At 31.3% G+C, this 13,487-nt stretch carries 15 protein-coding genes; all 15 read right to left on the bottom strand.

What is annotated here, in order from left to right:
* Nucleotides 1–40: 40 nt before the first annotated feature.
* The 15 genes from QZZ48_RS10150 to QZZ48_RS10080 are packed head-to-tail and all read right to left on the bottom strand — an operon-like array spanning nt 41 to nt 13,267.
* Complete coding sequence (locus QZZ48_RS10150) at nt 41–247, bottom strand: hypothetical protein (protein WP_294965222.1); 207 nt, start codon at nt 245–247, stop codon at nt 41–43.
* A 12-nt stretch (nt 248–259) separates the two neighbouring features.
* Nucleotides 260–1,576 (bottom strand): response regulator, encoded by a 1,317-nt coding sequence (locus QZZ48_RS10145; RefSeq protein WP_294965220.1) that lies wholly within the window; start codon nt 1,574–1,576, stop codon nt 260–262.
* Nucleotides 1,573–2,319, bottom strand: coding sequence for a ParA family protein (locus QZZ48_RS10140; protein WP_294965217.1), 747 nt, complete (start codon nt 2,317–2,319; stop codon nt 1,573–1,575). Before QZZ48_RS10140 ends, QZZ48_RS10145 begins: the two co-directional genes overlap by 4 nt.
* The gene (locus tag QZZ48_RS10135) at nt 2,300–2,569 is read right to left on the bottom strand and encodes a hypothetical protein (protein WP_294965214.1); all 270 of its coding nucleotides are present in this window, start codon (nt 2,567–2,569) and stop codon (nt 2,300–2,302) included. Before QZZ48_RS10135 ends, QZZ48_RS10140 begins: the two co-directional genes overlap by 20 nt.
* Nucleotides 2,570–2,589: 20 nt before the next feature.
* A complete protein-coding gene (locus tag QZZ48_RS10130; RefSeq protein ID WP_294965212.1) occupies nt 2,590–3,021 on the bottom strand; it encodes a chemotaxis protein CheW in 432 nt (143 codons plus the stop codon).
* 14 nt (nt 3,022–3,035) lie between these two features.
* Entirely contained in the window at nt 3,036–5,831 is a 2,796-nt protein-coding gene (locus tag QZZ48_RS10125) for a chemotaxis protein CheA (protein ID WP_294965210.1), read from the bottom strand.
* A gap of 17 nt (nt 5,832–5,848) precedes the next feature.
* Nucleotides 5,849–6,214 carry a response regulator gene (locus QZZ48_RS10120; protein WP_294965207.1) on the bottom strand — a complete coding sequence of 122 codons (366 nt, stop codon included), beginning with the start codon at nt 6,212–6,214 and terminating at the stop codon, nt 5,849–5,851.
* Nucleotides 6,215–6,222: 8 nt separating this feature from the next.
* Nucleotides 6,223–6,627 carry a hypothetical protein gene (locus QZZ48_RS10115; RefSeq protein WP_294965204.1) on the bottom strand — a complete coding sequence of 135 codons (405 nt, stop codon included), beginning with the start codon at nt 6,625–6,627 and terminating at the stop codon, nt 6,223–6,225.
* Nucleotides 6,627–6,998, bottom strand: a complete 372-nt coding sequence (locus tag QZZ48_RS10110; RefSeq protein WP_294965201.1) for a response regulator — start codon at nt 6,996–6,998, stop codon at nt 6,627–6,629. The genes QZZ48_RS10115 and QZZ48_RS10110 overlap by 1 nt, the downstream gene beginning before the upstream one ends.
* Before the next feature lie 21 nt (nt 6,999–7,019).
* The gene (locus QZZ48_RS10105) at nt 7,020–7,850 is read right to left on the bottom strand and encodes a protein-glutamate O-methyltransferase CheR (protein ID WP_294965198.1); all 831 of its coding nucleotides are present in this window, start codon (nt 7,848–7,850) and stop codon (nt 7,020–7,022) included.
* Nucleotides 7,851–7,852: 2 nt separating this feature from the next.
* On the bottom strand, nt 7,853–8,476 hold the full coding sequence (locus QZZ48_RS10100) for a HEAT repeat domain-containing protein (RefSeq protein WP_294965196.1): 624 nt from the start codon (nt 8,474–8,476) through the stop codon (nt 7,853–7,855).
* Between the two features lie 12 nt (nt 8,477–8,488).
* Nucleotides 8,489–9,544: a chemotaxis-specific protein-glutamate methyltransferase CheB gene (cheB, locus tag QZZ48_RS10095; protein WP_294965193.1), complete on the bottom strand. Its 1,056-nt coding sequence runs from the start codon at nt 9,542–9,544 to the stop codon at nt 8,489–8,491.
* A gap of 8 nt (nt 9,545–9,552) precedes the next feature.
* Nucleotides 9,553–10,914 carry a chemotaxis protein CheW gene (locus QZZ48_RS10090; protein WP_294965190.1) on the bottom strand — a complete coding sequence of 454 codons (1,362 nt, stop codon included), beginning with the start codon at nt 10,912–10,914 and terminating at the stop codon, nt 9,553–9,555.
* A gap of 6 nt (nt 10,915–10,920) precedes the next feature.
* Nucleotides 10,921–12,819 (bottom strand): methyl-accepting chemotaxis protein, encoded by a 1,899-nt coding sequence (locus QZZ48_RS10085; protein WP_294965187.1) that lies wholly within the window; start codon nt 12,817–12,819, stop codon nt 10,921–10,923.
* 19 nt (nt 12,820–12,838) lie between these two features.
* Nucleotides 12,839–13,267 carry a PAS domain-containing protein gene (locus QZZ48_RS10080; protein WP_294965185.1) on the bottom strand — a complete coding sequence of 143 codons (429 nt, stop codon included), beginning with the start codon at nt 13,265–13,267 and terminating at the stop codon, nt 12,839–12,841.
* Nucleotides 13,268–13,487 lie beyond the last annotated feature (220 nt).

The following is a 13,487-nucleotide window of genomic DNA, read 5'->3' as shown; positions in this document are numbered from 1 at the left end:
GTATTATATAACATTACACTCTTTTAATATTTAAAAAAAATTATACTCTATCTTTTATATAAATAGTAAAATCTCCAAACTGCTCATTAATAGAAAATTCATGTTTTTTGCAAAAGTTTGCTTGCATCTTTTCTATCATTTTTTGAGCTTTTTCTTTAGCTTTATCTTCTGTATCAAAATCAAGATTCTCTGCCATTCCGCTTTTTAAAAAACATCTACAAACATTTTCTACTTTTACTTTATACATTCAGTTTCCTTTTTAAAAATCAAATATATCGTCTAAATCATCAAGAGAATCACCAGCATTATCATTAATCTTAAGCATTCCACTAATTGTTTCACAATTAACTACAATTGTATCATTCATAAAATCAGCACTTGGAGCACCACTGTGAAATGACATTTGAATCCATGTTGAAAGGTCATTACTAAAAGCCTTACACATAGTCCCCAAATCAGAGGAGTTTTTAATAAATTCTTCTGTGTATTGAGACATCTCGTACGCTAATGTTGTAAGTGCATTTGATATTGCATATACTTCAGTATATGTAGATAATATTGAACCTAATTTTTCTAAATAGCTATATATCTCCATAACTTCTTCTTCAGATATATCACCAGTACCAACAACTAACATCAATGAAGCTAATTTAGTAGAGTATTCTTCTAAATCAAAAAGGTCCTCGCCTTCAACATAGTCAAATACTACTAGTTTTTGTGATGAATATTCTATAGGAGATGCTATGGGACTATCTTCATTCTCTACTACTACAGAAGCAATAGGTTTAACATATATATCTTCACTTTCCTCTTTAGCGTAAACTTTAGAAAGTTTAAAAGATATTTTTGAATTATCTATCTTGTATTCAGCCTCATGCTTATTTTTTCTAACTATAAGCTCCACTGTATTTTTTGGTAGTTTATCAATTCTAGTCAGTGTAAAGAATTGTGATTCATCTGATTCTTCTATGTAGATAGCACTTTCAATAGAAAGTTTAATCTGGACTTCTGCAATATTAAAAATAGTTCTAACAACATCACTTAAAGATTCATTTTTTATTCTAGCATTCAAAAGGAAAAATTCCCAAAATTCTGATAATGAATCTTCTGATTTTATAATGAAGTTTGTATGTCTTGAATATATCTCATTTGTAAATAGATTCAAATTTCTGCTATTTATTTTTTCATGTCCTCTAGCTTCTATAAGAGTTATATAGTTTTTTATCCTACTTGAAAAAATATTAGCATTCACAGGTTTAGGAATATAGTCTTCTGCCCCAATATTTAAGATCTCATTTTTTCTTTCACTATCATCAACAGCTGATACTGCAATAATCATAACTTCTGAATTTGTCTCTCTAATAATTTTGGTTGCTTCGATGCCATCCATGTTAGGCATCATTATATCCATCATAACAATATCATAAGAATTATCTTTACACATTTGTACAGCTTCTAAACCATCTTTAGCTTCATCAATAATAAATTCTATATTATGTTCTTCTTCGTAATCTTGAAGAAGAAGTTTTAATATCATTCGGTTATTTGCATTATCATCAACAATTAATATTTTCATCTTGTTATCCTAGTTAGAAGTTCTTGTACACATCTATTGTAATCTTTCATACCCTTTGATCTTTTCTCATCTAAAACAATGGGTGAGCCAGACTCAAACTGTCTAGCAAGTTTTATATCTACACCTATGGGAGAGAGTAATTTTTCCTCACCAAAAGATGTTTTTACTTTTGAAAGAGATTCTTTATGCTCATTAATATGTGGATTATACATTACAGGTAATATTGATATATCGGCAATTTCACGTCCTAATACAGATGAACTTTGATATATAGCTCTTAGCATCTGCCCAACAGCAACAACACCTAAATGATGAGGAACAAAAGGGATAACAACAGCATCTGCAACTTCTAAAGAATTTTTCAAAAGAGCGTCAAAGGTTGGAGGAGTATCAATCACACAATAGTCAAAAAAATCTGCAATATTTTCTCTTTTAAAACGAGTCTTTAAAACACCTCTTAAATCTGAGTACTCATATACATCAAAAAAAGCTAAGGCTGGAGATAGAGTCAAGTTGTCATGCACAGTTGGGATAAAAGTCTCACTAAGAGTATGTCCAGTAAATATAGAATGTACTCCTAAATCTTCACTAGGCTCACATCCTACACCTATACAAGCATGTCCTTGAGTGTCAAAATCTAAAAGTAAAACAGATCCATGCTTTGCTAATCCACTTGCTATATTTACAGCTGTAGTTGTTTTAGCAGATCCGCCTTTACGATTACTAATTACAATGGTTTTCACTAGTATCAAATCCTTCTAAAACTTGTTGAAAAAGTTTTTTACTATCCCCAAACTTATATGAAAGAGGATAATTTTTATGATATGCCATAACAAGCTGTAAAACAGCCAAGTGAACATCTTCACATTCATTAAAGTCAAGTATAACCTCATTTGGGGCACTAGCTTGTAAAAAATCTCGAAACGATGCAACTTCATCTTCATAAATTACAGATTCAAATGTTGCAGTATATTCTTCATATGTTATTGCCATTATAAACTCCTGATATAAAATTAACTTGGTATTTTTAATGTTTTAATTACATTAATTAAAACACCATCTATATCTAAAACACCTGATAGTTTTAAATACTCACTAATACTTTTTTCTTCCGTGCTATTCATTATTTGAGTATCTTCAACATGTACTATATCATCTATAGAATCAACTTTTATAGCAAAATGTTCAGCTCCATTTTCATAAAAAAGTAATTTTAAAGAAGAATCTTCAAGTTTTTTGTTTTCATCTTCATGTGGAGCAAGACCTATAACTTTTCTAAAATTTAAAACTTTTACCACACTGTTTTCATAAGAAATCATTCCATCTATTAACTCATGAGCACTTGGTATCTCAGTCAATTCAACTATTTGAATAATTCTTTGTATATTTTCAATATTTAAAGCGTATCTACTACTCCCAACATTAAAAACTATTAAATCCATCATTCCTAAACCCTTTTTTATGCTACTACAGCAATATCTTCTTTTAATTTTTGTGAAATACCTAAAAGACCTATCGGGTCAATAGCCATAATTATTTGTCCATTTCCAAGTAGTGCTGTTCCACTAAAGAGAGGATGATTTTCCATAATTCCTACTAAAGGTTTTTGAACTACATCTAATTGTCCTAAGAACTTATCAACAACTACTGCTAAAAGATTATTTTTAATATTTAATACAACAATTGATAGTGGTTCATCTTCTTTTACTTCTGTATTTAACATAGCCTTAACAAACAAAAGCGGAATAACCTCACCTCTAATGTATACAAAAGGCTCATTATGAAGATACTCTATCTCTGAACGTTCTAGTTTAACAGTTTCACTAACGCTATCCATTGGAAGTCCATAATGAATATTATTCATCTGAATATGAAGAAGAGATGTAACAGCTAAAGACATAGGAATAGATAAAGTTATAAGAGTTCCATGATTTGCTTTAGTTTTTATACCTATACTTCCACCAAAGCCTTCAATAGACTTTTTAACAACATCCATACCAACACCACGTCCACTAAATTCAGTTATTTCATCAACTGTTGATAGTCCAGGAAGTAGAACTAATTCAGACATTTCATCTTCAGTAAGTGCATCTATCTGCTCAGGAGTCATCAAACCTTTTTCAAGAACTTTACTTGCAACTCTCTCTACATTTATACCAGCGCCATCATCTTTAATTTCAATAATAATTTTATCAGATTGGGCAAAGGCTTTAAGAGTAACATTACCATTAGCACTTTTACCTTTTTTCTCTCTAACATCAGGAATCTCAATACCATGATCAAGTGAGTTTCTCATAATATGAATCATTGGATCAGCTAACATCTCAATCATATTTTTATCTAACTTAGTCTCACCACCATCCATTTCTAACTTAACTTTTTTACCAAGTTTTTTAGAAATATCACGAACAAGTTTAGGGTATCTATCAAAGACATAAGATATAGGTAACATTCGCATACTCATAATCAAATCTTGAAGCTGTTCTGAGAGACGATTTATAAAAATATATTTATCCATTATCTCTCTTTTAATAGTCTCTTGTGTCATACCTACAACATTGTCTGCTAAGTATGGAAGAGAGTTTTTAGCAACTAATAGTTCACCAACAACATTCATAAGAGAGTCAATTGATTCTTGGTCGATTTTAACTGTTTTTCCAACCACTGATTTTTGTGTCTCAGCTTTTTTTGTCTCAGCTTTTTTAGATTCTACTTTTTTAGTTACTTCTGGGACTACAATTTCTTCAATAATTTCTTCTTTTACTTTCTCTTTAACAACTTCCACTACTATTTCAGGTTTAACTTCATCTTCAACTTTAGGTGATGTTTTTACTTCTGTTTTCTTTACCTTTGTAGCTGGACTTCCAATTTGCTTTTCTAAGAAAGATTTCACATCATCTTCTGAAGCAAACTCTAATGGCATCTCCGGTACAAATTTTCTAATCTTTTCCATCATAACTATTATACGTTCTAAATCATCATCACTTTGAATATACTCAATTGCTTGTAGTTGTTGTTCTTGTATATTTTTAACAGTATTTGAAATATCTTCAGTCATTTCTATAGCAACTTGAGGTTTTACATCAGATTCTATATTTACTTCATCTTCAAAGATTTCTTCAACATTTTCAATTTCGATTTCTTCTTCAACTTGAACTTCATCACTACTTATTTCTATATTAGCATCGGGTTGATAAACTTCACCTTTATACAGATTATCAAAGAAACCAGAAAGTTTTTTAGTATCTCTATCATCTATCAATCCACTAATATCTAAAAATCTTTGTAGTTGTGCATGTTGAAGAGTGTCAGCACCAATCAATTCCATAGATCTTTTCACTTCTTCTATTATGCTAGATAATTCTAAGTCTTGGGCAATATTCTTAAGCTCTTTTAGCGAATCTATTTTATGACCGGCTTCGCCAATATTTACAGATAGTAAAGTGCAAACATCTAAAGGTAAAAACTGAAGCTCATCTATAAAGTTAAATAATGCATCTTCAATCTCTTCAAAAGTAGCTTTTATGAATGTAGTGAGTTGAACTTTTAAAAGAAGTCCATCTTCATCTTCTGTACCACTCAAAACGGATCTTGCATTATCATCACTCATACAAGAATGAACACCAAGAACTTTATCACCTAATAGAGAAAGTGTATATATTGGATCATTACCATAAACCATACATGATTCATCTATATCAAATACAACAGCATAAAAATTATTCTTCGAACAAAACTCTTCATCTAAGTCATTATTCTTAAAAGATAGCTTTTGTGATGAAACACCATTTAAAGTATTTAAAGGTATATTTACTACACTCTGTACATCTTCAACATGTAAAAAGCCTACTTCCCAACAAGATTCTGATTCCACTTCTTTACCCATCTGAGCACTTAAGGATGTGATAATCTCATTTAGTCTATCTTCATCAGCTTCTACTATTCCCTCTGTCTCTTCTGCTGCTTCGATAAGATTTAAGACTTCATCAAAAGCATCATAAAGAGCTTCTGTCATGCCATCAGCAAATATTAGTCTTCCATCTCTTAGCATATCAAGCAAGTCTTCAGCGTGATGAGTAATATCTCTTACACTATCAAAACCAACTATCCCACTACCACCTTTTAAAGTATGTGCTGCGCGGAATACTGAATTTAATAGTTCAGGGTCAGATCCTCCAATATCTTCGATATTTTGGTCTATAAATGCTAAGTTTTCTCTAGCTTCGTTTAAAAACTGTTCTAATAATGGGTCCATAATAAGCTCTCCTTCTCTTAACTTTTAACTAAAATATCTATATATGACTGAAGTAAGTCAGGTTTAATCGGTTTTGTTTCAAATAGATTTGCACCAACTTTATAGGCAGAAATTTTATCTTCAGGTTTTGCCTGAGTTGTAACCATGATTACAGGAACTGTTTTATGACTAGACTGCTTACGAAGATCACTAATAAATGAGTAACCATCCATTATGGGCATGTTAACATCTACTAAATACAGATCTATCTTTGCATCTAGACTCTTTTCTAATGCTTCCATTCCATTTTCCGCTTCTACAACATCAAGCCCTTGTGCCTTGATAATAGCTCCATGGTAATTTCTCACTGTTTTTGAATCATCTACGACCATAATTGTTGGCATAATATCTCCTAAAAAAATTCTATTTCGTCGGTTTCATCTTCATGACCTAGTTTACCAGAAAATGCGTCTTTTCTATCTTTTGCTATTTGAAGAGTGCTAGATAGTTTAACATGAAGTTTTTCAATACTATTACTAGCAATTTTCTCATCAGAGTTATATGCATTTTGATAAATCTCTATAGCTTTTTGAACACTGTCTATTGCTTCTATAGTTGAAGTTAATTGTTGAGATATAATATCTTGATACTGCAATCCTTTTGCAGCACTCTCATCTAACTCAATAGAGTTTTTCTCAATAAATGAACTTAGCATTAACATAGAGTCTTGAGAAATTTGTATAGTCTCTTGCTCTACTTCTTTTATATGCGAGAGAAGTTCACTGATAGAAGAAAACATATTAGTCTTATTTTCCACTATGTTAACCTTAAAACTCTTGTTATAGCTTGCTTTAATTGTGCTGGATTAAATGGTTTTACTATCCAACCAGTAAGTCCCAAAGCTTTACCTTTTTGTTTTAGTTCCGCTTTTGTCTCAGTTGTTAACATAAGACATGGTGTTCTTTTAGTTGCAGGAACTTTTCTAAGTTCTTCTAAAAACTCAAAACCATTCATTACAGGCATATTTAGATCTGTAATAATTAAATCAGGTGTCATACCTGCTTGAATCTCGGCTAAAGCAACTTGTGCTTCTGTATATTGTTTAACTTCTATTGGCATAGAGTTTGTCACCATTCTCGTTGACGCTAAGGCTGTCTCACTATCATCTACAAATATTACTAATGGCATCTATTTTCCTTATTTTAAATTTTATTTTTGATAAATTAAAGTGTTATCTACTTTTTTTGCTTTAAACACTGACACTATTCTACTCATATACTCTGCATGCCCTAATAGGACATAACCACCTGGATTTAGCATATCATAAAATGTCATTGCTACCTCTTTTCGAGATGCATCATCAAAATATATAAGCATATTTCTTGAAAAAATTACATCAAATTTTCCAAGATTTCTCATCTGTGTTTTATCAAATACATTTGCTACTTGAAAATCAACACTTCCTTGTAAGTCTTCACCAAGCTCATAACCTAAACTTTTTTTCTTAAACCATTTAGATAGAACATTTTTTGGAATAGCATGAATAGAACGCTCAGTGTATTTAGCCCGTTTAGCTTTTTCGATAACAGTAGAATCTATATCTATACCAACAACTTCAATATCTCTTTGCTCAACAACCTTGCCTTCTTCTACTATGTGAAGTATAATAGAATATGGCTCTTCTCCAGTAGAGCATGGTGAGGATAAGATGCGAAGAGTTTTAGAAGCTGGTAAAGTCTTATGAAGATCTGGTAATATTTTATTAACTAAGGCTTCAAACTGATCTTTTTCTCTGTAAAAATATGTTTCGTTTACAGTTACTCCATTCATCAATGCTTGAAATTCTTCTCCATCTTTATCTTCAAAACGTAGTTTAAAAAAGTACTTTCTAAAATTATCAAGTTCTAGAGTAGCAACTCTATTATCTATATACTTAGCAATCTTTTCATAATGCTTTTCTGCTTCTAAATATATACCGCTCTTTCTATAGACATATTCACTCATCTTTAAAAAGTTTTCTTTGGATAAAAGATATGCCATCATTAACCCTTAATCATCTTTATAGCACCATCAACTGCGAACTCTACATAGAATTCATTATTGAATCTTGCTTTTAAAGACTCCAAAAGTTCTATATCTTCTTCTTCTCCTATCTCAGCCATATAATCTACTGCTGTCATCGCCACATTGATATCTTCTTCATCTTCTAAAAGTTCAACTAGCATATCCCTAGACTCAGCAAAATCAACATCTCCTAAAACATTAATAGCAAATATTCTTAAATCTCTATCTTCTCCAATTAGAAACTTAACGATATAGTACTTTATTGCATCTCCGAAGTCTCTAAGTATAGATATTGCCAAATTTCTTATATATGCATTATCTTCTTTAAGTAACTCCATTATCTCTTCAATAGGAGCATCTTCAGGATCAAGTGTTGATAAAACAGAGGCTATCTTAGTTAGAAAACTTTTATCAATATCTTCTTTTTTTATACAAGAGACTAGATACTCTCCTGCTTCATCAAATTTAGCAATTTCTTCTATGGCATAATCTTTATTATCATGATTACTGCTTGATTCAAAATAAGTAATTGCTTCTTCAAGAATAGAAAATTTTGGTAACTCTTCTACCTCTTGCTTAACATGTTTTTTAATCAAAGCCATAAGTCTCTCCTGTTACTTTAGTGTTACTATTTTTTTAAGTATATTTGCAAAGCTCATTTGTTCAGATACACCACCACGATCGTAAGCTTCTTTTGGCATTCCATAAACTGTAGCACTCTCTTCATTTTCACCTAGAGTATATGCCCCAGCTTTTTTAAGCTCGACCATACTATTAGCACCATCATCACCAATACCAGTTAGGACTACACCAATAATATTAGGGCCATCAAAAACATTTAAAGCACTATGCATCATATCGTTAACACTTGGTTGAAAGAAATTTGCACCCTTATTTTTATCTTCACGAATGACTATCTTTCCAGAGGCTTTTTTAGAAAAATTCATATGAACTCCACCGTGAGCTACATAAATATTTCCTGGTAGTAGCTCCATATTATGCGCACTTTCATGAACATTCAAAACACTAGAGCGATCAAGTCTAGCTGTAAATGTTTTTGTAAACTGCTCTGGCATATGCTGAACAATACAAACCGGATATTTATAATCTTGAGGTAAAGATGAACATATCTGCTCTATTAATCCTGGCCCTCCAGTTGAAGCTCCAATAAGAACTACTTTTTCTATATCTCTAGAGTCGCTTGTTTGTTCTATATTTTTAACTAATACTTTTCTTTCTCTTTGAGTAGGTCTAGCATTGTTTTTTTGAAGTCTTCTTTTTGGAATTCTACTTAGAGATTTCACTTTTTGCAGTATTTCATCTCTATTCTCATTTTTACCAACATTCATAGTTCCTGGTTTTGATATATAATCAATCGCACCCAAATCTATAGCATCCATTGTGATACTTGCATTTTGTGTGGTAAGAGAACTTACCATAAGTATTGCAGTCGGTTTTTTGTTCATAATTTGTTTAACTGCTTCTATACCATCCATAACTGGCATGTTTATATCCATAGTAATCACATCATATTGAACTTGTGTTGCTTTATCAACAGCTTCTTGACCATTTTTAGCTATGTCAATTTCATAATCTAGTGTTGATATGATTTCTCTTAATTGTTTTCTAACAAGTGCAGAATCATCAACTATAAGTATTTTTTTTGCCACTATTTCTCCTAGCTTATTACTATTTTTTGAATATCCATAGATAATACTAATCTGTTTCCATTGTCTAAATGTAAAACCTTACTAAAAAGCTCATCATCCTGATTTCTTATTTCATCAGTTTTAATATCCATAATATCACTTATACTATCAACAACAAAACCTATTCTTGAATCATCAATTTCACAAACAATAATTTTTGAATCTTCATTTATCTTTGTAGGTATTGATAACTTTTTAAATAGAGATACGATTGTAACTATTTGACCTCTAATATTAATAACACCATCTACATCTTCATTACTATAAGCTACTTTTGTAGACTTTACAATATCTATAATTTCAGATACAAACACAACATCAAAGGCATACTCTTTACCTGCTAGTTTAAATATAATAACTTCTTGAGCTATTAATGATGCTTCTTCTTCTATAACTTCGCCTTTGGTTGTAGACTCAAGATAAGAACTATTTTTAGAAAAGATTACTTTTAATACCTCTTCATCAAAGAAAGAAATCAGTGAGTTTTCATCATGAATAACACCAGAAATTTTTCTATCATCAAAACTATCTCTCATATACTCTATATCTTTGTCAACAAAACTTTTAATATCAATAATGTCATCAACTAAAAGCCCTATAGTCTCATCACCAAATGAAGTGATTAGAATTCTATTTTTATCATTCCTATCACAGTTAAATCCATAATATGTACGTAGATCTATCACAGTAATCAATTCTTCTCTTAGGGTGATAAGTCCAAGTAAATCTTGTGCGCTTCCAGAAATATCAGTATAGTTTACATCTGCAAGGATTATTTCTCTTAAAAAATCAATATTGAGTGCAAACTTTTCATTTGACATTGCAAAAATTAAAAATTTTGTAGAGTTTTCTTCCTTTGTATCAACATATTTTATTTTACCACTATGAACTTCTTTAGCTTTTATATTAATTTTCGATATCTTTGAGATAAGAGCTTCTAAAGATAAAACTTGAACTAATGAATCTTTATATTTATATATAGCGATTACAGGATCACTACCATTATCTATATACTCTATATTTGTTTCAATTATATCTACGGTATTATAAACTTCACTTACTAAAAGTGCATTTGATGATAAATCTCCATTAAGACTTAAAAGTCTGCTGCTACTTGCTTCTACGTCAACTTCAGAGACATCTAACAAAAGATTTACATCAAGCATACTAACTATGCTTCCGCCAACTGCACAAAGCCCTCTTGTCCCATATGGTCTTAAAGGCAAACACATAAGCGATGGAACTCTAGAAATCTGGTTAATATCTTCTGTAGAAATACCATAGTTTTCTTGAGCATTTTTGATAATTAAAATCTCTTGGATTTGTTGCATCTTGATTTACCCTTGCTGAAGCTCATCCGCCATTACAGCCAATTCTTCTACACCTTCACCAATGTGTGAAACTGTTTCTATAATCAGTTCACTTGCTTTACGAGATTCCATAGCATTTCTTGCACTAAGCTCTACTGCTTTTTGAATCTCACTAATACCAATAACAACTTGATTCATACCTTCTAGATTTTGATCATTTACAGCTTTTAAACCTGTATATCTATCTAAAAGATCGACGAGCATATCTGTAATTTTTACAATATCATTAATTAAAACATCTATAAGAGACTGTTCATTTCCTTGAGATGATAAAAGGTTATTCCAGTCAGTTCTAACAATATCTATCTCAGAATTCATTGACTCTACAATATCATTGATTTTATCAGTATTTGACTCTGAGTCTTTTGCTAAGTTTCTAATGTCTGCACTAACAACTGCAAAACCTTTTCCAAAGTCACCTGCACGTGCAGCTTCAATTGAACCACTAATTGCAAGCATATTTAATTGAACAATAGAGTTAGAAATATTTCCAACTGTCTTGTCAACATTTCTAGTCTCTTTAACAATTACATTTAACTCACTTGCTGCGCTATTACCTTGAACTATAGAGTCACTAAAAGCTCCTCTAATCTCACTTACTGTATTTTTAACAACATTGAATGAAACTTTTAAAAGGTCAAAATTTCTTCTAGCTATTTCTATTAACTTATCTATATCTTTTGCTGCATCTATACCAGCTTCTATAAGCTCTTTATTTTTAATAGCACTTTTATTTGTAGTGTGTGACGAAGATTCTATCTGATTTAATGCACTAGTTACATCTTCAAGAGCATTTTGAATGTCTTCCATTGAACCACCAATAGTATCAGCACTTAAAGCGATATCTTCAGCAGACTTCATAGTATCAGTAGAGTATTTTAATTCTTCTGCTTGATTTGAAAGTTCTTTGATGTCATTTTCTGTTTGAGCAAGAGCATCTGACTGAATATCTATACCATTTAAAGTTTTTTCCACTGATAATGCAATCTCACTTGATGCTGCAGCAATATCTTGAGAACCATTGTTAATTTTAACAACAAAATCACCAAGTCTTTGAGTATATGTATTTACGCTTCTAGCAGCTTCAACAGAATAAACAGCTATTTTTGTAAGTTCTTCCATTTTTCCGCTTAACAGATTACCTTTAGAACCATTAGCTGAAATAGTTGTAGTTGTATCACCAATGCTTTGAATTATATTGTCTATACTTCCTTGAATCTTAGTAACAAGTTCAGAAATAAATTCAGCATTTTTCTCACTCTCTCCGGCTAGTGCACGAGTCTCATCAGCAACAACGGCAAAACCTTTACCATGTTCTTTTGCTCGAGATGCTTCTATAGCTGCATTAAGTGCGAGAAGATTTGTTTGATCTGCAATCTTTGCGATAAATCCAACAGCATCTCCAATATTCTGAGATGAAATTTTAAGCTCTTCACTCTTTGTAGATGATTCTTGAGCAACTTTCACGGCTGTTGCCATTCTTCCTACTGAATCATTTACTTTTCCAACAGATGCCATAATATTTTCACCTGTAGAGAGTGTAGATGATATAACAGTATCAATAGTAGAATTCATTCTACTAATGTTGTTATCAATTTCTTTTACATTTCCTAGAGCTTGCTCACTTGCACCACTATTTTCTTCAGCAGCAGTTGCAATTTGCTCCATTGAAGATTTTAGCTCTTCAATAGCACTTACACTCTCTTGTGCATTTTCCAAAATTGTCATAGATACACCGGCAATGCTTTCACTAATTTGTTGTTGCTTTGCTAGTGTTCTTTGTCGTCTTTTATCTCCCCCACCATTACTTTGTTCTAATACTGCAGCTGAAGATGAACTTGAAGTGTGTTTTTTCATTAATGCCATTATCTAATTCCTTTGGATTCTAATCTAGAGTTGCGTAAAGCTCTTGAGCTTTTTTGATATCTTCACGAGATGGTTTAACACGGATAGAAACATATTTAGTCTTTCCATTCTTATCAACTGAGCGAAGAACTGTCGCATACACCCAATAGTATCCTCCACCTTTTCTTGCATTTTTAACATAACCAGTCCAAAAACCTTTTGCTTGTACATCACCCCAAAGAGACTTAAAAGCAGCTCTTGGCATATCTTGATGCCGAACCACATTATGAGGCTGACCAATTAACTCATTTCTATGTAGATTTGCTATTTTTAAAAAAGAATCACTTGCATATTCAACAATACCTTTTTCATCTGTTTCACTTAAAAGATATAAATCATCATATAAAACTTCACCATCTTCTAAAAATGTTAGACCCTCTGTGCTTATTTCACTATCATGCTTGCTCACACTAAACCTCCAAAAAAATCTTTTATTGCATAGCTTACAATGTAGGGACTAAAATTAAATTGAAAAGAATGATATTTTATTAATATATGCGAATTTGCTAAGTTTGGAGAGTAATTGTGAATTTTATTTCGCCAATTCTAAAATCAAGTGCAATTTTTTGAAAGTAAGTTGAAAGATAGGATTAATCGATAATCTGCTAATCTTATTCGACCAAAAACAA

Source organism: Sulfurimonas sp., assembly GCF_016744025.1.
Taxonomy (GTDB): Bacteria; Campylobacterota; Campylobacteria; order Campylobacterales; family Sulfurimonadaceae; genus Sulfurimonas.
The sequence above is the reverse complement of the archived record's forward strand: the minus strand, read 5'-3'. Positions and strand labels throughout refer to the sequence as shown.

Bases quoted from the DNA above. Each gene is read 5' to 3' on its own strand.
- QZZ48_RS10150 (WP_294965222.1), bottom strand. From the start codon at position 247: ATGTATAAAGTAAAAGTAGAAAATGTTTGTAGATGTTTTTTAAAAAGC.
- QZZ48_RS10145 (WP_294965220.1), bottom strand. From the start codon at position 1,576: ATGAAAATATTAATTGTTGATGATAATGCAAATAACCGAATGATATTA.
- QZZ48_RS10135 (WP_294965214.1), bottom strand. From the start codon at position 2,569: ATGGCAATAACATATGAAGAATATACTGCAACATTTGAATCTGTAATT.
- QZZ48_RS10130 (WP_294965212.1), bottom strand. From the start codon at position 3,021: ATGATGGATTTAATAGTTTTTAATGTTGGGAGTAGTAGATACGCTTTA.
- QZZ48_RS10125 (WP_294965210.1), bottom strand. From the start codon at position 5,831: ATGGACCCATTATTAGAACAGTTTTTAAACGAAGCTAGAGAAAACTTA.
- QZZ48_RS10120 (WP_294965207.1), bottom strand. From the start codon at position 6,214: ATGCCAACAATTATGGTCGTAGATGATTCAAAAACAGTGAGAAATTAC.
- QZZ48_RS10110 (WP_294965201.1), bottom strand. From the start codon at position 6,998: ATGCCATTAGTAATATTTGTAGATGATAGTGAGACAGCCTTAGCGTCA.
- QZZ48_RS10105 (WP_294965198.1), bottom strand. From the start codon at position 7,850: ATGGCATATCTTTTATCCAAAGAAAACTTTTTAAAGATGAGTGAATAT.
- QZZ48_RS10100 (WP_294965196.1), bottom strand. From the start codon at position 8,476: ATGGCTTTGATTAAAAAACATGTTAAGCAAGAGGTAGAAGAGTTACCA.
- QZZ48_RS10090 (WP_294965190.1), bottom strand. From the start codon at position 10,914: ATGCAACAAATCCAAGAGATTTTAATTATCAAAAATGCTCAAGAAAAC.
- QZZ48_RS10085 (WP_294965187.1), bottom strand. From the start codon at position 12,819: ATGGCATTAATGAAAAAACACACTTCAAGTTCATCTTCAGCTGCAGTA.